Source organism: Variovorax sp. LG9.2 (genome assembly GCF_035018885.1).
Classification (GTDB): Bacteria; Pseudomonadota; Gammaproteobacteria; order Burkholderiales; family Burkholderiaceae_C; genus Variovorax.
In genome coordinates, this window is the sequence record NZ_JASJXB010000003.1 from 170,047 (window position 1) to 190,609 (window position 20,563).

General features: G+C 65.1%; 20 protein-coding genes. 1 reads left to right on the plus strand and 19 read right to left on the minus strand.

Annotation, left to right across the window (positions count from 1 at the left end; all coding sequences use genetic code 11):
- Both QN413_RS04335 and QN413_RS04340 read right to left on the minus strand, forming a co-directional pair.
- Entirely contained in the window at positions 1-222 is a 222-nt protein-coding gene (locus QN413_RS04335) for a hypothetical protein (RefSeq protein WP_323495418.1), read from the minus strand.
- Between the two features lie 28 nt (positions 223-250).
- Positions 251-865: a DUF938 domain-containing protein gene (locus tag QN413_RS04340; RefSeq protein ID WP_323495419.1), complete on the minus strand. Its 615-nt coding sequence runs from the start codon at positions 863-865 to the stop codon at positions 251-253.
- A gap of 98 nt (positions 866-963) precedes the next feature.
- Between QN413_RS04340 and QN413_RS04345 the strand changes: the two genes are divergently transcribed.
- A complete protein-coding gene (locus QN413_RS04345) occupies positions 964-2,526 on the plus strand; it encodes a long-chain fatty acid--CoA ligase (RefSeq protein ID WP_323495420.1) in 1,563 nt (520 codons plus the stop codon).
- 31 nt (positions 2,527-2,557) lie between these two features.
- Here the strand turns inward: QN413_RS04345 and QN413_RS04350 are convergent, their stop codons facing one another.
- The 17 genes from QN413_RS04350 to QN413_RS04430 form a co-directional block, all read right to left on the minus strand.
- Positions 2,558-3,232 (minus strand): hypothetical protein, encoded by a 675-nt coding sequence (locus QN413_RS04350; RefSeq protein WP_323495421.1) that lies wholly within the window; start codon positions 3,230-3,232, stop codon positions 2,558-2,560.
- A gap of 47 nt (positions 3,233-3,279) precedes the next feature.
- The gene (locus QN413_RS04355) at positions 3,280-4,536 is read right to left on the minus strand and encodes a helix-turn-helix domain-containing protein (RefSeq protein WP_323495422.1); all 1,257 of its coding nucleotides are present in this window, start codon (positions 4,534-4,536) and stop codon (positions 3,280-3,282) included.
- Between the two features lie 67 nt (positions 4,537-4,603).
- On the minus strand, positions 4,604-4,927 hold the full coding sequence (locus QN413_RS04360) for a hypothetical protein (protein WP_323495423.1): 324 nt from the start codon (positions 4,925-4,927) through the stop codon (positions 4,604-4,606).
- Positions 4,928-4,954: 27 nt separating this feature from the next.
- Positions 4,955-6,199, minus strand: a complete 1,245-nt coding sequence (locus tag QN413_RS04365; protein WP_323495424.1) for an MFS transporter — start codon at positions 6,197-6,199, stop codon at positions 4,955-4,957.
- Positions 6,200-6,220: 21 nt separating this feature from the next.
- Positions 6,221-7,261, minus strand: a complete 1,041-nt coding sequence (locus QN413_RS04370) for a VTT domain-containing protein (protein WP_323495425.1) — start codon at positions 7,259-7,261, stop codon at positions 6,221-6,223.
- Between the two features lie 183 nt (positions 7,262-7,444).
- Positions 7,445-8,128 carry an SDR family oxidoreductase gene (locus tag QN413_RS04375; protein ID WP_323495426.1) on the minus strand — a complete coding sequence of 228 codons (684 nt, stop codon included), beginning with the start codon at positions 8,126-8,128 and terminating at the stop codon, positions 7,445-7,447.
- A 349-nt stretch (positions 8,129-8,477) separates the two neighbouring features.
- Positions 8,478-9,086: a chemotaxis protein CheB gene (locus QN413_RS04380; RefSeq protein WP_323495427.1), complete on the minus strand. Its 609-nt coding sequence runs from the start codon at positions 9,084-9,086 to the stop codon at positions 8,478-8,480.
- 82 nt (positions 9,087-9,168) lie between these two features.
- Complete coding sequence (locus tag QN413_RS04385) at positions 9,169-10,179, minus strand: aldo/keto reductase (protein WP_323495428.1); 1,011 nt, start codon at positions 10,177-10,179, stop codon at positions 9,169-9,171.
- Positions 10,180-10,234: 55 nt separating this feature from the next.
- Complete coding sequence (locus QN413_RS04390; protein ID WP_323495429.1) at positions 10,235-11,137, minus strand: prohibitin family protein; 903 nt, start codon at positions 11,135-11,137, stop codon at positions 10,235-10,237.
- 162 nt (positions 11,138-11,299) lie between these two features.
- The gene (locus tag QN413_RS04395) at positions 11,300-12,514 is read right to left on the minus strand and encodes an MFS transporter (RefSeq protein WP_323495556.1); all 1,215 of its coding nucleotides are present in this window, start codon (positions 12,512-12,514) and stop codon (positions 11,300-11,302) included.
- Positions 12,515-12,636: 122 nt separating this feature from the next.
- Complete coding sequence (urtE, locus tag QN413_RS04400) at positions 12,637-13,329, minus strand: urea ABC transporter ATP-binding subunit UrtE (RefSeq protein WP_323495430.1); 693 nt, start codon at positions 13,327-13,329, stop codon at positions 12,637-12,639.
- Between the two features lie 13 nt (positions 13,330-13,342).
- A complete protein-coding gene (urtD, locus tag QN413_RS04405; RefSeq protein ID WP_323495431.1) occupies positions 13,343-14,218 on the minus strand; it encodes an urea ABC transporter ATP-binding protein UrtD in 876 nt (291 codons plus the stop codon).
- Positions 14,215-15,393, minus strand: a complete 1,179-nt coding sequence (gene urtC / locus QN413_RS04410) for an urea ABC transporter permease subunit UrtC (protein ID WP_323495432.1) — start codon at positions 15,391-15,393, stop codon at positions 14,215-14,217. The genes urtD and urtC overlap by 4 nt, the downstream gene beginning before the upstream one ends.
- Positions 15,390-16,952 (minus strand): urea ABC transporter permease subunit UrtB, encoded by a 1,563-nt coding sequence (urtB, locus tag QN413_RS04415; RefSeq protein WP_323495557.1) that lies wholly within the window; start codon positions 16,950-16,952, stop codon positions 15,390-15,392. The genes urtC and urtB overlap by 4 nt, the downstream gene beginning before the upstream one ends.
- Before the next feature lie 127 nt (positions 16,953-17,079).
- A complete protein-coding gene (urtA, locus tag QN413_RS04420; RefSeq protein WP_323495433.1) occupies positions 17,080-18,348 on the minus strand; it encodes an urea ABC transporter substrate-binding protein in 1,269 nt (422 codons plus the stop codon).
- Between the two features lie 109 nt (positions 18,349-18,457).
- Complete coding sequence (locus tag QN413_RS04425; RefSeq protein WP_323495434.1) at positions 18,458-19,540, minus strand: PHB depolymerase family esterase; 1,083 nt, start codon at positions 19,538-19,540, stop codon at positions 18,458-18,460.
- Positions 19,541-19,570: 30 nt separating this feature from the next.
- Positions 19,571-20,557, minus strand: a complete 987-nt coding sequence (locus QN413_RS04430; protein ID WP_323495435.1) for a D-2-hydroxyacid dehydrogenase family protein — start codon at positions 20,555-20,557, stop codon at positions 19,571-19,573.
- Positions 20,558-20,563: the final 6 nt, after the last annotated feature.

Genomic DNA, 20,563 nt, shown 5'->3' on the forward strand with positions numbered 1-20,563 from the left:
TTACCAGAAGCGCCACCACGGAGCCCGCCGTGGTCGCGCGAACGCGAGCGGCGCGCCCAGAGTGCTGACGATGCCCGCGCGACGGCGCAGTTCGCTCTCCAACTCCTGCGCGCGCTCCAGCGCGTAGAAATTCCCTTGCGCGGCCTTGCGTCGCTCCATGAACGCGGCCTCTGCCAGTGCCGAGTCGGTCAGGGTTGCAACATCGTTCGATCGCTGGTCCATGTACGCATTCTGAAGCACCTCCTCGGTCTCACGCGAGCACGAAGACCAGCAGCAGATTGTTCGCGGGCATCTCGTGCCGCTCACGCAACACGAGGCCGTGGCGCTGGGCCTCTGCCGCGACATCCTTCAAGCGTCGGATTCCCCAGAGCGGATTGCGGGCACGCAAGCTTTCATCGAACGCTCGGTTACTCGGCGCCGGCGGGCTTTCGTCGAAGTACGGACCGTACGTGATGAGCATTCCGCCGGAAAGCAGATGCCGCGCTGCCCCTCGCATGAGGCCGGCGCATGCGGCGGGCGGCGCGATGTGCAACATGTTGGCGCAATAGATCGCGTCGAAGCTTTTGGTCAAGGCCGCGCCGTGCGACGGCCACTGAGGCGCCGTCACGTCGAGCAGAAGCGGCGGTCGCAGATTGGGCAGCCCCGCGTCCTCGATGCGGCTCGCCAGCGCGGGCAACATGTTGGCGTCGACGTCAGTGGGCTGCCAGACCCATTGGCGCAGAGCCGACGCGAATGCGGCGACATGCTGGCCCGTTCCGGAAGCAATCTCCAATGCATTGCCGCCCGCTCCCAGGAGCCGACTCAGCGCATCGAGGATGGGTTGCTTGTTGCGGTCGGCGGCGGGGCTGTGGGGAAGTTCGATCATGGGCGGCATCTTGCAGCACGGGTTCTGCCTAGGCATTGCCGCTGCCGTTTGCCGATATCGTCGCGCCGGTAAACCAAAAAACTGTCGCGGAGAAGCCCATGCCGCTGTATCTCACTCAAGGACTGCACCGCGCTGTGCAGCAGCATCCCCGGCGGACAGCAACGATCTGCGGACCACGCCAACACAGTTACGCGCAGTACGCCGATCGCGTCGCCAAACTGGCGGGTGCACTGCAGGCACTGGGCATGGCGCGCGGCGATCGAATCGGCATGCTGAGTCTCAACTCCGACCGTTATCTGGAGTTCTACTTCGGCACCTGGTGGGGTGGCGGTGCGGTCAATCCGGTCAACATCCGATGGAGCGCAGCCGAGATCGCCTATTCGCTGGACGATTGCGAAACCCGCATCCTGCTGGTCGATGAGCAGTTCAAAGCGGTGGGGCTCGATCTGCGCAGCAGAAGCAAGGTGCTGCAGACGCTGGTCTACGTCGGCGATGGCGAGACGCCCGAAGGCATGCTCGACTACGAAGCCATCGTGGCGGCCGCCGCCCCTGTGGCCGACGCCGCTCGCAGTGGCCAGGATCTCGCCGGCGTGATGTACACCGGGGGCACCACCGGATTTCCCAAAGGCGTGATGCTCACGCACGACAGCCTGTGTGCCAACGCGTTGTCGGCACTCGGCGAAGGTCTCACCGAAGCGAGCGGCCGCGCTTTGCTGATCGCGCCGATGTTCCACATCGCCTGTGCGGCGCTGATGCTCGCCCATGCGGCCGCCGGCGGCACCTTCATCATCGCCCCGATGTTCACGCCGCTGGGCACGCTGCAGGTCATCCAGGCGCAGCGCGTGACGCACCTGATGCTCGTGCCCACCATGATCCAGCTGGCCACCGACCATCCGGACGCGGCGCAGTACGACCTGAGCAGTGTGAAGGTGATGAGCTATGGCGGGTCGGTCATCAGCGAAGGCGTGCTGCAGCGGGCAATGAAGCGCTTTCCCGGCGCCGACTTCGTCCAGGCCTATGGCATGACCGAGCTGTCACCCTGCGCGACGTATCTCAGCTTTGCGGATCACAAGAGCGAAGCGGCAAAGACCGGCCTGCTGCGATCGGCCGGCCGCGCGTCACTCACGACCGAGGTGCGCGTCGTCGACCCGCTGGGCGTCGAGGTGCCGCGCGGCACTGTCGGCGAGGTGGCGGTGCGTGGTGCCAACGTGATGCTCGGCTACTGGAACAAACCGGAGCAAACCGCCGCCGCGTTGCGCGATGGCTGGATGCATACCGGCGACGGTGGCCGCATGGACGACGACGGCTATCTCTACATCGTCGACCGCATGAAGGACATGATCGTGAGCGGCGGCGAGAACGTGTACTCGGCCGAGGTCGAGAACGCCCTGAGCCAGCACCCTGCTGTGGCCGCATGCGCCGTGATCGGCATTCCCAGCGACGAGTGGGGCGAGTCGGTGCACGCGGTGGTGGTGTGCAAACCGGGCGCCAGCGCGACGACAAAGCAACTGGCGGACCATTGCCGCCAACTGATCGCCGGCTACAAGTGCCCGCGCAGCACGGAGTTTCGCGATGCGCTGCCGATGACGGGCGCTGGGAAGATTTTGAAGACAGAGCTACGGAAGCCCTATTGGGAAGGCCGGACTCGCGAAGTGAATTGACGGCGCGACGTCGACGGCGCCGTACTCGGCGTCAGCTCGAGCTTTTGGGGCGGCGCACGGCGCGGACCTTTCCGCTGTCGCCGCCGCCGCAATAGAAGAGGTCGGCGCCATCGGACTCGAGTCCGCTGACACCGGTGCCGCTCGGCATCGCGAGACGGTCGAGCACGGTGCCGCTCTGCGGGTCGATGCGGCGCAATTCGCTCTCCTCGGCTTCCCAGGTACCGTGCCAGAGTTCGCCATCCACCCAAGTCACGCCGGTGACGAAGCGGTTCGATTCGATCGATCGGATCACCGCGCCCGTTTCCGGATTGATCTGATGGATCTTGCGGTCGCGGTACTGGCCGACCCACAGGCTGCCTTCGGCCCAGGTGAGCCCTGAATCACTGCCGCTGCCGGGCGCCGGGATCGACGCCACGACCGCGCCCGTCTTCGGGTCGATCTTGTCGATGCGCGTCTCGGCGATTTGATAGAGATGCGTGCCGTCGAACGCGGTGCCGGCATCGCAGGGGCGGTCGAGCGTGCATGCGGTGGCACCGTTCGATGGGTCGAAGGCGACCAGCACGGCGCCGGTGGCGGCCCACACGTTGTGGCCGTCGTGGGTCACGCCGTGCACCTTGTCGGACCCGGCGAACGGCCCGTACTCACGGACGATTTCTGCCGGGCGAACCTTGGCCGCCGGTCTCTCTTTGCTCACATTGCTATTCATGTCCGACTCCTTTTCAGCGCGCTGAAATCGGCGCCGTGAAGACAACTCTATTGAATCCGCAGCGCAGCGGGGAGTAACAAGATCGTCGTGAATCCGGTCAGCGGCGGCGCAAGCCAGCGGCGCGCCCGCGCCTGCCCGATGGCGCGCACCCTGCCCTCGGCTTCGAGCTCGGCCAGCGCACGCTGCACGGTGCGTTGGCTGGCACCCAAAGCCAGCGCAAGTGCCGACGTCGACCATGCCGCGCCATCGGACAGCAACGCCACCAGCGACGCCTGGTCGCCATCGATGGGCGGTGCCAGCACGGCAACGTCGCGCGCTCCGTGTGGTCGAAGCGCGAAGCCGCGCGCCGTGGCCTCGATCTGCGCCGATGCGCTCACCAGCGCACGCAGACGGCCGATCTCGACCCGCAACCGCGCGCGGTGCGTCTCGTCGGGGCGCCGAATGCGAAACGCGCCGGCGATCAGAGCTTCGCGGTTCACCTCTCCGGGCCATGCTTCAGCCAGCGCACGCAGCAGCACGAACAGCACCGGCCGGCTGGCCAGCGGCAGCCACGCATCGCCCGCCTGCAGTCCGCGACGGCAGGCGTCGACCACCAGGGCGTTCGAGGTGAACAGCGCTGCGACCTCGTCGAGCCGCAGTGTCAGTTCGATGCCGGCGACAACGCGCCGCGCGGCCGGACGGTCGAACGCAGCTTGCGCCTCCGCGACCTCGGCCATCAGCGCAGGCACGCGGGCACGCTCGGCCGCCTCTTGCGCGCGCCCGAGCGCCGCATGCGCCTGCGCCACCCGCAGCGAACGCAGCGCCAGCTCGGCCGCCGTCAGTTCTGCCACCGCTGCGACAGCCGCAAAAGGCGACGGCAAAGCGCGCACGTCGAGCTGTGACAATGCATCCGCAGCCTCGTCGAGACGACCGAGCAACAGCAATCTGCGCGCCACGATCAGGCGTGCCTGCAGGGCGTTGCCAAGATCGGTCGTATCGGCGCGATCGGCTCTCGCCTCCAGGGTTGTCGCCGCCGCGGCCAGCGAGCGCAGAGACGGGAAAGAGCTGCCAAGGTCGCGCATCGCCAGCGCCACCTCCGCCTCGGCGACGATGCAACGAGCGCGTGCCGCTTCTTCATGCGCGCCGAAGCCACGCGCCGCGCGTCGCAACAGTTCGCGGGCGCGGGGGTGCTCGCCGAGTTGTGCCATCGCGATGCCGCGCAATGCCAGCGCAGGCGGGTCGTCGCGCAGGGCCACCCGCTTGAGCGCGCCGAGCGCATCGCCGGCAGCGAGTGAGCGCGCAGAGGCGGCGATCAGGGAATCCATGGCGACAGATTACGCCGCGCCGGTCTGCTGGCTGCCAAGGCCTCGACGATCAGCGGCATGTTGCGCATCATGGCGTCGATGCGCGGTGCCGATCTGCGTCGCGGTTGCAGTCATGCGTCTCGGAGGAACGCTGGCTCAGCCTTTCAACCAGCGCGCCGCTGCATCGCCAAGTATCCCGAGGCTGCGTGTTGAACGCGATGGGCACGCCCGGCGCCGCCCTGTGGACGGCGTTGACGAGCACTTCGAACAGCAGCAAGCTCTCAGGCGGAATGCGAAGGCCACCGCCGATCACTACGCAGTCGTAGCTGGCGGCCGCGAGTTGACGCTCGAGCGCTGGGCCGGCGGTGTCGTCCGGGTTCACCAGGCAAAGATCGGGCTTCCAGCCACGCATCAGGACGGCGTCAGTATGACGCTCAGATCAAGCCGCCGCCAGCATCCGACGACTGCGAAATTCGGTCGCGTACAACAGCGCCGCCGCAAAGATGAAGCCGCCACCCAGAAGGCACAGCGCCGTCCAGCCGTGAAAGGCATAGACCGCTGCTGCGAGGCCCGACGCCACGGCCGCACACAGGAAAACGAACGTCATGAAGAGGCCGTTCAGGCGGCCGCGCAATTCGGGCGCCAGCATGAAGATGCTGCGGATGCTCAACACCTGGCACAGCTGTACGGCAACGTCGAGCAACACGCCGGCCGCCACCAGGCCGGCGAGCGAGTGGTAGTGCACCGACACGGCGCCCACTGCGAACGACAGCAGCCCCACCGCGATGGCCCAGCCAGTGGCCGGACGCGTCAAGCCGCGGTCGGCCAGACGGCCCGACCATGGGGCGGCCAATGCACCTGCGGCACCGGCCAGTGCGAAGGCGGCGATGCCGCCCTGCCCCATGCCGAACTCGTGCACCAGGGCCAGCGGCACGGCAGTCCAGAAGGTCTGGAACGCCGCGAACATCATCCCTTGATAGAACGCACGCCGGCGCAGCAGCGGCGTGCGCCGCACGATGCCCGGCAACGATGCCATCGTGCGCGTGTAGCCGACGGAGCCGTGCGGATGCCGCTCAGGCAGCGCGCGCCGCAACACGACGATGAGCGCGGCCATGACGACGGCCGAAATCCAGAACACGGCGCGCCATCCGAAGCCCGCTGCAACGAGGCTGGAAAACGGCCGCGCCAGCATGATGCCGGCCAGCAGCCCCGCCATGATGTTGCCGACCACCTTGCCACGCGTGGCCTCGGGCGCCAGGTGCGAAGCAAACGGAACGAGCACCTGCGCCGCCACGGCGCACAGGCCGACCACGAACGACGCCGCCAGAAAAGTAACAGCCGAATTGGACAGCGCGATGCCGAGCAAGCCGAGCACCGCCACCGACAGCATGCCGACGATGAGGCGCCGGTTTTCGACGACGTCGGCCAACGGCACCAGCAACAACAGGCCGCTCCCGTAGCCGAGCTGGAGCAACGTCATGATCAGCCCGGCCAGGCCCGCGTGCAGGCCGAGGCTGGCGGAGATCGGACCGAGCAGCGGCTGGGCGTAGTAGATGTTGGCCACGGACAAACCGCAGGCGACGGCAAAGACGAAGGTCAGGCCGGTGGTGAGTCCTTGGGGTGCGGCAGAGCTGGCGAACGACGGTTGCGACGGTTTGGCGAGCGGGGCCGCGGGTAAGGGCACTTGCGAGCTTCTTGGAGCGCTTCAGGGATTGACGCCGGGCAAGGCCGTGGCGTCTGCGATAGCGTCTGCAATGGCGCCTGCGGTGGCGTCCGGCGCACCGGCCCTGCGCTCCACCGTCGCTGTCGCGTGCAACGACGTCGGCCGGCCCCCCGCCACCCACGCATCGAGTCCTCCCGCCAGTGGCCGGGCGCGCGGCACGCCTTGCGCGGCCAGCGCGCCCGCCGCCAGGGCAGCCGACACGTCATTCGGGCAATCGCAATAGAGAACTACATCGCGCGCACCGTCGAAGGCATTCGCGGTGCGGCGATGCTGGATGTCCTTGAGGCTCAAGGGCAGTGCGCCGGGAATGCGGCGCGGGTCGATCTGAATGCTCGCGTTGCCGCGCACGTCGATGACCAGCGGTGGCGTTTCGGTGCCCATCAAGTCATACAACTCGTTCACCGAGATGCGCGGCATGCGGGTCAGTTGAATGAAACGGCGCCGTCGCCCGTATCGAACCGCCAGTGTCGCGAGCACCGCGCCCACCACCAAGAGAGTCGCCACGCCGCCGGCATCGGCCAGGCCATTCAACACGCTTTGCACACTGTCGCGAAAGGCGTAGCCCAAACCAAGAAACACGCCAGCCCAAACCAATGCCGCACCGACTTCGAACAGCACGAAGCGCAAGGACGACATGCCGAGCGCACCCGCCATCGGCGGTGCCACGACCGACACGCCGGGCACGAACTTGGCCGCGAGCAGCGACAAGCCGCCCCAGCGCGTGATGAGCGATTTGCTGCGGCGTACGCATGAATCCGGCGACAACGAGATGCGGCACAGCAGCCGCATGAAACGATGACCGTAGCGACGGCCCGCATAGAACCAGGCCCCGTCGCCGATCAGGTTGCCGAGCACGGCGACCAGCAACGCGCCGGGCAGCGACACCTGGCCGATGGACACCAGTGCGCCGGCCACCACCAGCACCGGCGCGGCCGGCACCGGCAAGCCGAGACGTGCGGCCAGGCTGACCCCGAAGATCAGGGCGAGCGCGTTCTCGATCATGAGCGTCATCAGTTGCGCCATGGCAACTCCCGCGCACGCGCGCTGATGTGATCGAGGAGGAGGACAAAGCGCTGCATGTCACCAAGATTTTGCGGCAGAAGCGAAGAACGTTCAGCGCGAAGGAAATTGCTTGCTGCTGCGGCAGCCACCGCGGCCTCGGCTTCGGTCCCGAGCTGGGCGACCAGATGGCATCGGGACAGCGCTTCAGCGAATCGCCCAACCTCCGGCAACGGGAAAGACCTGTCCCACGAAGCACGCTGCCGCTTTGCTGCACAGGTAAGCGGCGAACTCGGCGTCCTCCCTCGCGCTGACGAGTCTGCCCAGCGGCACCTCCCGCTTCATGAACTCCTGAAAGCGTGGCCTGGCCTGGACATCGACCGGGTAGTACGTCGGGTTCTCCACGAAATTCTGGGCAATCGCGTTGATCTGCACGTTGTGCTGAGCAGCCTCGAGGGCCGCACTCAGGACGTACCCGATCTGGGCCGCGCGGGCCGCGCCGTACGTTGCCGTGCGGCGCATTCCGCGCAAGGCCGTCGCGCTGCCCATGACGAGAATGCGTCCCGACTTGCGCTCGATCATCGAAGGCAGCACGGCCCGCACCAGCCGCGGCAGCGGATCGACCAGCGCTGCAAAGGTGGAGCGCCATTCGTCGTCGGTGATGGAAACCGCTTCGGTGGACGGTGCCGGAACGGCCAGATTCGCGATCAACACATCGACGCGTCCGGCGGCCGTGACGACCGCGGCGGGCGCGGTCGGGTCGGTCAAAGATTCCCGACTCGCGATGACGTCCGCGCCGTGCTCAGCCAGGACTTCGCACAACGTCGGCCCCATGAAGTCGTCCGCCTGCGTTATCAGGATCCGCAAACCGCCAAGCAGGGTGTCGGGCATTTTTGTCTTTTCGAAACAGGTTGATAAGCGTGATTGTGAGCGCCAAAGCGCGGCGCGATCCCGGAACAGGCAGTGCAGACCGACGGCCTCTCCGGGCAATGCGTTGACCCGGATTCCACACCAGGATCCAGACGCCATCTACTGCTTCCCGCAGCGTCACGGCCAACAACGCGCCTGCCGGCGAATGCTCGATCGCGTTCTGCAGCAGGTTCGGCATGGCGCGGCGAAACAACGATGTTTCGAGCGGCGCATGGACCAGCACGTCGCCATCGATCTCGACCTGCGTGCCGGTTTCGTTAAGTCCAACCGTCGGCCAGAAGTTGTCGGTTAACCGACCGCTCTGACAGTTTCAGCCGGCGCGGCCCGTCGGGCTCACCAGTGACATCAGCAGTTTGGGCATCTCGTCAAGCAGCACGCAAAAGTCAGTGTGGTTGGACAACAAGGCATTTGTCGGCATGCCGCGCGCGGTGGCATCCGACGGGCTTTGGACGATGCAGATGCCGCCTTCCCGATGAATCGCCTTCAGGCCATCCGAGCCATCGTCTCCGGTGCCGCTCAGCACGATGCCGATCACACGTCGCCCGTACGCCGCGGCCGCCGAGCGAAACAGCGGGTCGGCCGAGGGCGCCGGGTAATCGACGGCGGCCGCGTCGTCGAAGCCGAAGCGGCCGGTGGGCAGAACGACCAGATGATTTCCCTGCGGCGCCAGATAGATATTGCCGGGATGAAACTCCTCGCCATCGGCCGCGTCGCGCACCGAAAGGCGGGTGTGCTGGGCGACGATTGCAGGAAGCTGCATGCTGTCGGCGCCAGATGAAGCGCCGCCGCCCGGACCGTTGAAGATCGCCACGACGATGGCCGCAGGAAAGTTGGCGGCCAATGGCACCACGAAGCGGCACAGTGCGCTCAAGCCGCCCACTGAACCGCCGATGACGATGAGATCACGACCGACAGGCATGCTGGCTCCCGCCAAGGAGAACTTCACTATTCTTTGCGGCCTCGCGCCGGCGTGTCAACGGGAGCCTGTCACTGGAGCGCAGTCACCTTGGCGCATCGCCCTTGCGGTAGTCGGCTGTCAGCTCGTCCAGTTTCAGTTTGAGTGCGGGGTCGAGCTTGTACTCGGCCGCAGCCAGCGTGGCGTCGAGCTGCTCGGGCCGACTGGCGCCGAGCAACGGCGCGGTGATGAGCGGATTGGCCATCACCCATGCCACCGCCAGTGTCGCCAACGGCACGCCGGCTTCGTCGGCCAGCGCATGCAACTGCGCGATCGTCGCAAAGCTGCGGTCGTTCCAGTAGCGGTCCTGGTACATCGCGCCAGCCGTGCCGAGCGTGAAGCGCGTTTGGTCTTCGGGCTTCGAGTCCGGTTTGTACTTGCCCGTCAGCATGCCGCCAGCCAGTGGGTTGTACGGAATGACGCCGATGCCGTCTTCGTCCGCCAGCGGCAGCAACTCGCGCTCGATCTCGCGAAACAGCAGGCTGTAGCGCGGCTGCACCGACACCAGCTTGGTGAGCTTGTGCAGCTCGGTCCGGCCGATGGCACGCGCCAGCCGATAAGCAAGGAAGTTCGACACGCCGATGTAGCGCGCACGGCCGGACCGCACGATGGTGTCGAGCGCTTCGAGGCTTTCGTCGAGCGGCGTGTGCGGGTCGTTGTGATGGAGCTGGTACAGGTCGACGTGGTCGGTCTGCAGGCGCTTGAGCGACAGGTCGATCGCGTCCAGCAGGTGCTTGCGCGAGTTGCCCTGGTCCCACGGATTGGGTCCGACCTTGTTCGCCGCCTTGGTCGCAAGGATGAACTCGCTGCGCCGGCTTTTGCCCTTGGCGTTCAGCCAGCGGCCGATGATCTCTTCGGTGCGGCCTGCCGTCTCGACCGTGCCGCCGAGCGGGTACACGTCGGCCGTATCGAGAAAGTTGATGCCACCTTCGGTCGCCTTGTCGAGGATGCGAAACGACGTCGCTTCGTCGGTCTGCAGGCCGAAGGTCATGGTGCCGAGCGCGAGTCGCGACACGGTGAGGCCGGTGCGGCCGAGTCGGGTGGTGGGGATGCTCATGTGGTCATGATAGACACGGCGGGTGAAACGCGCTGACGGCAGCGAGGTGAGTGAACTACCTCGAAGACTTTTCGAGATTCAAGAACGGGATCGGCGCTCCGGCGTAGATGCTCGTGGGCAACGCCCCGTTCCACTTGCGCGCCTTTTCCAACTCGACCTCGATTCGACGAAGTTCGAGCACGTCCTTGTTTTGCGCCAGTGCCGCGTTCTGGATCTTCAGCGAGTCCGCCTGTGCCGTCGCGATCTTGAGCTGTGCATAGGCTTCGCCGTCTGCTGTTTTCCTCGCGGCGTCAGCCTCGGCCTCGGCCACCGCGACCTTCTGCTTTTGTTCGGACTCCACCGTCTTGAGCTTGTTGTCCGCCGCCTGCCGCAATTGTTCCTGCGTGACCTTCTCGTTGATCGCCGCCATGTACGACGGGCTGAAACTGAAGTTGCGCATGTCGATGCTGATGATCTGCGCGCCGAACACTTTCATTTTGTCGCGCAGCAGGGCGCTGATGTCGTTGCTGACGCTGGAACGCTTCGCGATCAGATCGGTTGCCGTGTAGCGCGCGGTGACGGCCTTGAACACTTCGGCCGTCGCAGTCTGCACATAGCTCGCCAAGTTACCGTCATGGCTGTACTTTTCGTACACCTCTGTGACGCGGTCCAGGCTGATCGAATAGCGCACGGTCAGGCTGACATTGACCGGTTGCGTATCCAGCGTGCTGCCTTCGGCCTTTTCGACGTCGGCCTGCTCGGCTCGAATGTTGAAGTCCACCTTCTTTTCCCATGGCCAGAGCAGCACGTACCCTTCTTCCTTCAGGCTCTTGATGGCGCCGCCGACCGTGATGACGCCACGGTAACCGGTTGGCACGCTCGTAAGTGGCCAGAAGGCGACCAGCATGACCAATGCGATGACTGCGAAGACCGAGTTGCGGATATGGCTCCGCTGGATGCCCGTGGTGTCGATATTCATGGCTGAAATTCCTCCTGAGTCTTTTGTTTGAGTGACCAGCGAAGGTACCCAAGACTTTTCACTTCAGTCGCTGCCGAAGCCGAGGTTCCGCGAATTTGTGCCGCATTTCGCTACGGAACCAAAAGCGGCCAGTCACCGCGGGCCACCATCGAAGCAGCGGAATCAGCGTGTCATCTGGCGGGCCAGCGCCATCCGCGTATCGGCCCGCGCACTGGTGATCGACCACGCGAACACCCCCATGCCCGCGAATGCGAGCAAGACGCCGACCCAGCCGGTCGAGGTCCAGCCCAGGCCGGCGCTGATGGCCGCGCCGCCAAGCCACGCGCCGAGGGCGTTGGCCATGTTGAAAGCCGAGTGGTTGAGCGCAGCCGCCAGCGTCTGCGCGTCACCCGCCACGTCCATCAACCGGATCTGCAAGGCCGGTGCGATGGCGACGATGGTGCCCAGCAGGAAAACGTTGATGGCCGCGGTGACGACGTGGTGCGCCGCAAAAGAGAACAGCGCCAGCACCAGCGCCGACCACACCAAGAGACCGCCGATGGTGCGCAGCAACGACTTGTCAGCAAGCCGCGCGCCCACCAGGTTGCCGGCCACCATGCCCAGGCCGAACAACGCCAGCACGAAGGGCACGCCGGCCAGCGGCAACCCCGCCACTTCGATCAACGTCGGCTTGATGTAGCTGAACACCGAGAACATGCCGCCGAAGCCGATGGCACCGATGCCGAGCGTGAACCACACTTGCTTGCGCTTGAGTGCGCCGAGTTCGCGCCACGGGCTCGCACCGGCTTTAGGTGCGATGTCGGGGATGTCGCGGTTCAGCAGCACGATGGCGATCAAAGCGATCACGCCGACGAAGACGAAGGCAGCGCGCCAGCCGAAGACCTGCCCGAGCCACGCCGCAATCGGCACGCCGATCAGCGTGGCACCTGTCAGCCCGAGCATCACGAGACCGACTGCACGCGCGCGTCGATCGGGCGGTGCAAGTGCGGCGGCCACCAGCGCCGCGACGCCGAAGTAGGTTCCGTGCGGCAGGCCTGTAGCGAAGCGCAACAGGTTGAGCGAGAGATAACCCGGCGCGAGCGCGCTGGCGAAGTTGCCGGCTGCGAACACCGCCATCAGCGCGATGAGAAGCGCCCGGCGATGCCAGCCCGCAGCCATCACTGCCAATACCGGCGCACCGATGACGACGCCCAACGCATAGGCGCTGATGACGTGTCCGGCTTGCGGAATGCTGACCCCGATGTCGGCTGCCACTTCAGGCAACAAACCCATGATGACGAATTCACCCGTGCCGATGGCGAAGCCGCCCACGCCGAGCGCAAGCATGGCGCGGCCGAAGTTGACGTTGGACGGTGCAGTGGTTGCCGCTTCGGCCAGTGCAGCAGAAGAGGGTGCGATGGGAGGGTTCAAAACCGGATCCTTGAAAGGCCCGGCGACCCGCGGGCAAAAACAGATTTTAGGGTAAACCCCTAAATCGCTTTCCAAGCCCGAGACACCCCCTAGATCGCAACCAGCTGGCGAACGCCCTGCGCTTCCATGTCCTTGCCCAGACCGCGCGCGATGACTTCGCCGCGCTCCATCACGAGGTAGTCGTCGGCCAGCTCCTGCGCGAAGTCGTAGTACTGCTCGCACAGCACGATCGCCATGTCGCCGCGGTCGGCGAGCATGCGAATGACACGACCGATGTCCTTGATGATCGATGGCTGGATGCCCTCGGTCGGCTCGTCGAGGATGAGCAGCTTCGGTCCCGGTGCGAGTGCCCGCGCGATGGCGAGTTGCTGCTGCTGACCACCGGAAAGATCGCCGCCACGCCGATGCAGCATCTGCTTGAGGACGGGGAAAAGCTCGTACAGCTCAGGCGGAATCGGCGTGCTGCCGCTCCTGTAGGCCAGCCCCATGCGCAGGTTTTCTTCGACGGTCAGCCGCGCAAAAATCTCGCGGCCTTGCGGCACGAAGCCCATGCCCGAACGCGCGCGCTCGTAAGGTGTCTTCTTCTGGATCGCCTGTCCGTCGAACTGGATGCTGCCGCTCTTGATCGGCACCAGGCCAATCAACGACTTGAGCAAGGTCGTCTTGCCGACGCCGTTGCGGCCGAGCAGTACGGTGACCTTGCCGAGCGTGGCCGTGAAGCTCACGTCGCGCAGGATGTGCGAACCGCCGTAGTACTGGTGAATGTTCTTGACCGTGAGCATGGTTGTTCTTTCTTCAGCGGCCAAGATAAACCTCGATGACCCGCTCATCCGCCTGCACCTCGTCCAGCGTTCCCTGCGCCAGTACAGAGCCATCGCACAGCACAGTGACGATCTCGGAGATCGTACGGATGAAGCTCATGTCGTGCTCCACCACCATCAAGGAGTGCTTGCCCTTAAGCGTCAGAAAAAGCTCTGCGGTGCGCGCCGTTTCTTCATCCGTCATGCCAGCGACAGGCTCGTCGAGCAGCAGCAGCTTCGGGTCCTGCATCAACAGCATGCCGATCTCGAGCCACTGCTTTTGTCCGTGGCTCAGGTTGCCCGCCATGCGCGACACGCTGTCCGACAAGTGAATCGTCTCCAGGATTTCAGCAAGCCGATCGCTCTGCGTCGAGTCGAGTTTGAAGAACATCGAGCGCCGTACGCCCTTGTCGGTCTTCAACGCAAGCTCGAGGTTCTCGAACACGGTGAGATGCTCGAATACCGTCGGCTTCTGGAACTTGCGACCGATGCCGAGCTGTGCGATGTCGGCTTCCTTGTGACGCAGGAGGTCGATGGTGCTGCCAAAGAACACCGTGCCCGAATCGGGGCGCGTCTTGCCGGTGATGATGTCCATCATCGTGGTCTTGCCGGCGCCGTTGGGGCCGATGATGCAGCGCAGCTCGCCGGGCGCGATGTCCAGGCTCAGCTTGTTGATCGCCTTGAAGCCGTCGAAGCTCACGCTGACGTCTTCGAGGTACAGGATGCGGCCGTGGGTGACGTCGACTTCGCCCGGCGTACCGATGCGGCCGTAGCCCGCCTCGCGGCCACCTGACTCGGTCGTCGAGCCGTGGTCGATGCCGTGCAGCTTGGCGACGCGTTGCGCGCCTTCTTCCATCAAGTCGGGTGTCATGCGCCTGCTCCTCCGGTTTCAGCCGCGAGCGAGCGTTGCGCTTCGAGCCTTGCAGCGGGCGGCGCGTTGTCGCGCTTCCACAATTTCTTGACCAACCCGACGATGCCGTCCGGCAAGAAGAGCGTCACTGCAATGAAGATAGCGCCGAGGAAGTACAGCCAGTACTCCGGGTACGCGACCGTCAGCCAGCTCTTTGCGCCGTTGACGATGAAGGCGCCGATGATCGGCCCGATGAGCGTCGCGCGGCCGCCCACTGCGGCCCAGATGGCGATCTCGATCGAGTTGGCCGTGCTCATTTCACCGGGGTTGATGATGCCGACCTGCGGCACGTACAACGCGCCCGCCACGCCGCACATGATGGCCGAGATGACCCAGATGGTGAGCTTGTAGGGCAGTGGGTTGTAGCCCGAGAACATCACGCGCGTTTCGGCATCGCGAATGGCCTGCAGCACACGGCCGAACTTGCTTCCGATGAGCCACTTCGAGAACAAAAAGAACAGCAGCAACGTGATGCCGGTGAGCGCGAAGATCGTCATGCGCATCTCTTGCGTGGCAAGCGGAATACCCAGGATGCGCTTGAAGTCGGTGAAGCCGTTGTTGCCGCCGAAGCCCGTCTCGTTGCGAAAGAAGAGCAGCAGTGCCGCGAAGGTCAGCGCCTGCGTAATGATCGAAAAGTACACGCCCTTGATGCGCGAACGGAAGGCGAAGAAGCCGAACACCAGCGCGATCAGACCAGGCACCAGCACGATGAGGATCAGCGTCGCGATAAAGCTGCCGCTGAAGGTCCAGTGCCACGGCAGTTCCTTCCAGTCGAGGAACACCATGAAGTCCGGCAGGTCGCTCTTGTAGTTGCCGTCGCGGCCGATCTGGCGCATCAGGTACATGCCCATCATGTAGCCGCCGAGCGCAAAGAACAGCCCGTGCCCGAGCGACAGGATGCCGGTGTATCCCCAGACCAAATCCATCGCCAGCGCGCAGATCGCGTAGCACATGATCTTGCCGACCAGTGCCACCGCGTAATCGCTCATGTGCAGCGGGCTGCCGTCCGGCACGACGATGTTGAGCACCGGTGCCACCGCGCAAATAACGATCAGCGCGATGAAGAAAATCGTCCAGCCTTTGCCGCTCATCAGCGGGCCCTTGGCGGGGAGTTTGACTTTGCTGATATTGGTCATGCTTCTGCACTCCGGCCCTTGATCGCGAAGATGCCCTGGGGCCGCTTCTGGATGAAGATGATGAGGAAGACGAGCACGCATATCTTTGCGAGCACCGCGCCGGCCCAGCCTTCGATGAACTTGTTCAGGATGCCGAGGCCGAGCGCCGCGTACACCGTGCCGGCCAGTTGCCCGACGCCACCCATCACGACCACCATGAAGGAGTCGACGATGTAGCTTTGGCCGAGGTCAGGACCGACGTTGCCGATCTGACTGAGCGCACAGCCCGCCAGTCCTGCGATGCCCGAACCGAGCGCGAACGCGTAGGTGTCGATCCGCGCCGTGTTGACGCCCATGCACGAGGCGATCGGTCGGTTCTGCGTAACGCCGCGCACGAACAAACCGAGTCGTGTCTTGCCGATGAGCCAGCCCATCGCCAGCAACACCAGTACCGCGAAGACGATGATGCAGATGCGGTTCCAGGGCAGCGCGACGTTGCCGAGCATGGTGAAGCCACCGCTCATCCATGAGGGGTTTTCGACGCCGACGTTCTGTGCGCCGAACAGCGTGCGCACCAGCTGCTGCAGCATCAGGCTGATGCCCCAGGTGGCGAGCAATGTTTCGAGCGGTCGGCCGTAGAGGAAGCGAATGACGCCGCGTTCGAGGATGGCGCCGACCAGCGCCGACGCCAGAAACGAAACCGGGATCGCAGCGACCAGATAGCCGCCGAACCACGACTCCGGCAGGTAGCGCTGAAACAGCCCCTGCATCATGTAGGTGGCGTAGGCGCCGATCATCATCAGCTCGCCGTGGGCCATGTTGATGACGCCCATCAGGCCGTAGGTGATGGCAAGGCCGAGTGCGGCCAGCAACAGCACCGAGCCGAGGCTGATGCCGCTGAACACTGCGTTGATGCGGTCGCCCCACACCAGCGCGCCGTCGATGCTGGCAATGGCTTTTTGCAGCGCCGCCTTGACGGTCGGGTCGCTCTCGTCGGTCAGGCGTTCGTTCAGCAGCAGCTTGGTGTCGGGGTTCTTGCTTTCGGACAACGCGGCCGCAGCGGCGATGCGCTTGGCGGCATCGGCGCTGTTGAGCAGCGAGGCCGCGCGCACCAGTTCGAGCTTGGCCTTGATGGCGGTGTTGGTCTCGCCGGCCAGCACCTTCTCGACCATCGGAATACGCGACTCGTCCGGATCTTTGAGCAGCGCGTTGGCGGCTTCGAGGCGCACCGCCTCGTCCTTGCTGCTCATCAGGGTGAGCATCGATTTCGCAGCGTCGAGGGCGCCGCGCATCAGGTTGTTGTTGACCACGTCTTCGGCCGTGTCGGGCACCTTGAGCTCGGCACCGGTGACCGGGTCGTAGCCCTTTACGTCTCCGTTCTGGTCCTTCATCACGAAGACCTTGTCTTCGGTGACCCTGACGGCATCGTCGGTCAGCGCCTGGATGAAGGCAATCGTCTTGTCGTCGGCAGTGGCGACGGCCTTGTTGAGCGCGGCAACGCGGTCTTCGGTCTCGCCGGTGGCGATGGCCTTGGCTTCGTCTGCGGTCAATGCATGCGCATGTGCGGACACCAGAAGCAGCGCGGCGAAAGCGGCATGCAAGATTCGGCGCGGGGCTGTATTCACATCATCCTCAAATAAAACAGGGCCCGATCCCCCAAGAAAAGATCGAGCCCAAAACAGGTCACTTGAACGAGGCGAGCGAAAGTTAAGAGGATTTCCCTGCTGGTTGGTCAGGCTTTTTGTCGTTGCCTTCGATGAACGGGCTCCAGGGCTGCGCCTTGACTGGCGCCGGCGTTTTCCACACCACACCGAACTGGCCGTCGGCCTTGATTTCACCGATGAACACCGGCTTGTGCAGGTGATGGTTCTTCGGGTCCATTTCGACGGTGAAGCCGTCCGGTGCCTTGAAGGTCTGGCCGGCCATGGCGGCAATGACCTTGTCGGTGTCGGTCGACTTGGCCTTCTCGACGGCCTGCTTCCACATGTTGATGCCGACGTAGGTGGCTTCCATCGGATCGTTGGTCAAAGGCTTGTCCATCTGACCCGGCAGCTTCTTCGCCTTGGCGTAGTCGCTCCACGTCTTGATCCAGGCGGTGTTGGTCGGGTTCTTGACCGACATAAAGTAGTTCCATGCAGCAAGGTGGCCGACGAGTGGCTTGGTGTCCACGCCGCGCAGCTCTTCTTCGCCTACCGAGAAGGCGACGACCGGCACGTCCTTGGCCTTCAGGCCGGCGTTGCCGAGTTCCTTATAGAACGGCACGTTGGAGTCACCGTTGATCGTCGAGATCACGGCCGTCTTGCCGCCTTGAGAGAACTTCTTGATGTCGGCAACGATGGTTTGATAGTCGCTGTGGCCGAACGGCGTGTACTTCTCGTCGATGTCCGAGTCCTTCACACCCTTGCTCTTCAGGAAGGCGCGCAGGATCTTGTTGGTGGTGCGCGGGTAGACGTAGTCGGTGCCCAGCAGCACGAAGCGCTTGGCGCCGCCGCCGGCCTTGCTCATCAAATACTCGACAGCGGGAATGGCTTGCTGGTTAGGCGCTGCACCCGTGTAGAACACGTTCTTGGAGAGCTCTTCGCCCTCGTATTGCACGGGGTAGAACAAGAGGCCGTTCTGCTCTTCGATCACCGGCAACACTGACTTGCGCGACACCGAGGTCCAGCAGCCGAAGATCACGGCGACCTTGTCCTGACCCAGCAGCTGCTTGGTCTTTTCAGCGAACAGCGGCCAGTTGGAAGCCGGGTCGACGATCACGGGCTCGAGCTGCTTGCCCATCACGCCGCCCTTTTTGTTGATCTCTTCGATCGTCATCAGCGCCATGTCCTTCAGCGCCGTTTCGGAGATCGCCATCGTGCCCGAAAGGGAGTGCAGGATGCCGACCTTGATGGTGTCGGCTGCGAAAGCAGGGGCCACGCCCAGTGCCGCGAAAGCGACGCTGGCGGTAAGTGCCTTGAGTGTGAAACGACGTTGCATGTGCATCCTTCTCCGGTTGTATTGAACTTGTCGCCAGCACCTTCGCTGTCGATGGACGGAGTGTGCTGACGAGGTCGTCTCCTACAAATACGCCGGGTGGCGTACGAGATCAGGCGCGGGCGAACTGCCGCGCCGCAAAGGCCCACGCCATCCGCGTCGCATCCGGACCCGCCGGGTCGCTGAAGGCCAGGCGCGCAGCGCCACCGCTCCACGCGTGACCCAGGCCGGCGATCTCGCACAACGTGACGCTGGTCTTGCCGCGCAGCTTGAAGTCGGTCACGCGCATCGGATGCCGCCGCCCGCGCTGCAGTCGGCGTGACGCGGCAGGCACTGCACCGGTGGCTGCGGCCCACACCGCAGCGGCGCTGCCGGCATTGCTCGAAGACACGACGACATCGCGGTCGCCGTGCAGGATGAGCAAGGGCGGGAGCGTCGTCATCGCGGCGGCGGCGCCCATTGCCTTGCCGACCGCCGTGACCGGCATGGGAGGTACGTGCCGCCCGCGCATCGCGCCCAGTGCCGTTGCGGACGACCGCGCCGCACCGGGCGCCACGCCGGAGTGCATGACCACCGCCTGAAAGCGCGCGGGATAGTGCGTGGCCAGCAGCGCCGCCATGCCGGCACCGGCAGAGAGCCCAGCGACCGCGACGCGCGCGCGGTCGGCCGCATACAGCACGCAGACCTGATCGACCGCCGCCATCAGCGTTGCGGCTTCGGCGGCCGACTTGCCCGAGCGGGTCTCGTACCAGTTCCAGCAGCCTTGCGGATGATGGAGCCTGTCTTGCTCGGGGTAGAGCACGAGAAAGCGATGGCGGGTGGCCAGCGCATTCATGCGAGTAATGGCAGCGAAGTCGCGTCCGGTCTGGCCGCAGCCATGCAGCATGACCATCAGTGGGAGCTTCTCGCCCGGTGCGAGGTCGAGGTCCGATGGGCGAAACAGGTGATAGCGCCGCGCGCCGCCGGGGCCGAGCGCCATGCCGGCGAGCCAGTCGCCCTTGCCGGGTGGCGGCTTCAGTTGCTTGACTGCCGCGCGCTGCACTTCGCTGACCGCACGCTTGCCGGTCTTGATCGTGGCCTTCGTCCCTGCTTTGAGCGCGGCTTTGGTGAGCGCGCGCAGGTTGCGCTGATAGGCGCGCGTGAATGAAGACGTAAGCGAAGACGTCAGGGAGCTGATGGAGCTGCGGCGGGCCATGGCGCAGTGTGCACGGCTCAGATGACGCTGTCAGCCGCCAGACGTTCCCGGCATGCAACGCGGGATCGCATCGCCGCGCAGCCAGGCCAGGACGCCTTCGGCCAAGTCCGCATAAAACCGTTCGAAAACCGGCTGCGAAACGAAGCCGAGGTGCGGCGACAACAGCGCGTTGGGCAACGCGCGCAACGGATGGTCGGCATCCAGCGGCTCACGCGCGTACACGTCGAGTGCGGCAACGCCCGGTCGCCCGGCCTGCAAGGCGGCGACCAGCGCGGATTCGTCGGCCAGCCCCGCGCGCGAGGTGTTGACGAAGATCGCATCGGGCCGCATCTGCGCGAAGCGCACCGCATCGAACAACTGTCGCGTCGCGTCGGTCATCACCAGATGCAGGCTCACGACCTTCGACGTTTGCACGAGCTCGTCGAGCGGCACGGCACGCACGCCCTGTTCGGCCGCGCGTTCGGGCGTCATGCGCGGGCTCCAGGTCACCACGTCCATGCCGAAAGCCTTGGCAACGCGCGCGACGCGACCGCCGATCTCGCCGAGGCCGACCAGGCCCAGTCGTTCGCCGTGCAGCACCTGGCCCAATACGCCGCCATCGCGCCATTGCCCGCCTTGCAAGGCCTGCACGGCTTGCGGCAGCCGCTTGATGGCCGCCAAGATGAGCGCCCACGTCAGTTCGCAGGTGCTCTCCTTGGACGGACCCCATTCGGTAAAGCCCACCGGCACGCCGCGTCGCTGCAGCGCAGCCAGGTCGATCGCGTTGTTGCGCGTGCCGGTGAAGGCCAGGTACTTGAGCTTGGGCATGGCGTCGAGCAGCGCCGCATCGACGGGCGTGCGGTCGCGCATCAGCAGCAGGCAATCAGCGTCTTGCACGGCTTCGCGCAGCGCATCGCCGCGCAACGGCGCATGGCAAATGCGCAGTTCGGCCAACGCCTCGATCGCGCTCCAGTCGGCCAGCCGTCGGGCGGCGTGTTCGCAATCGTCGAGCAGCACGATGAGGGGGCGGTTCGGCATCAAGTC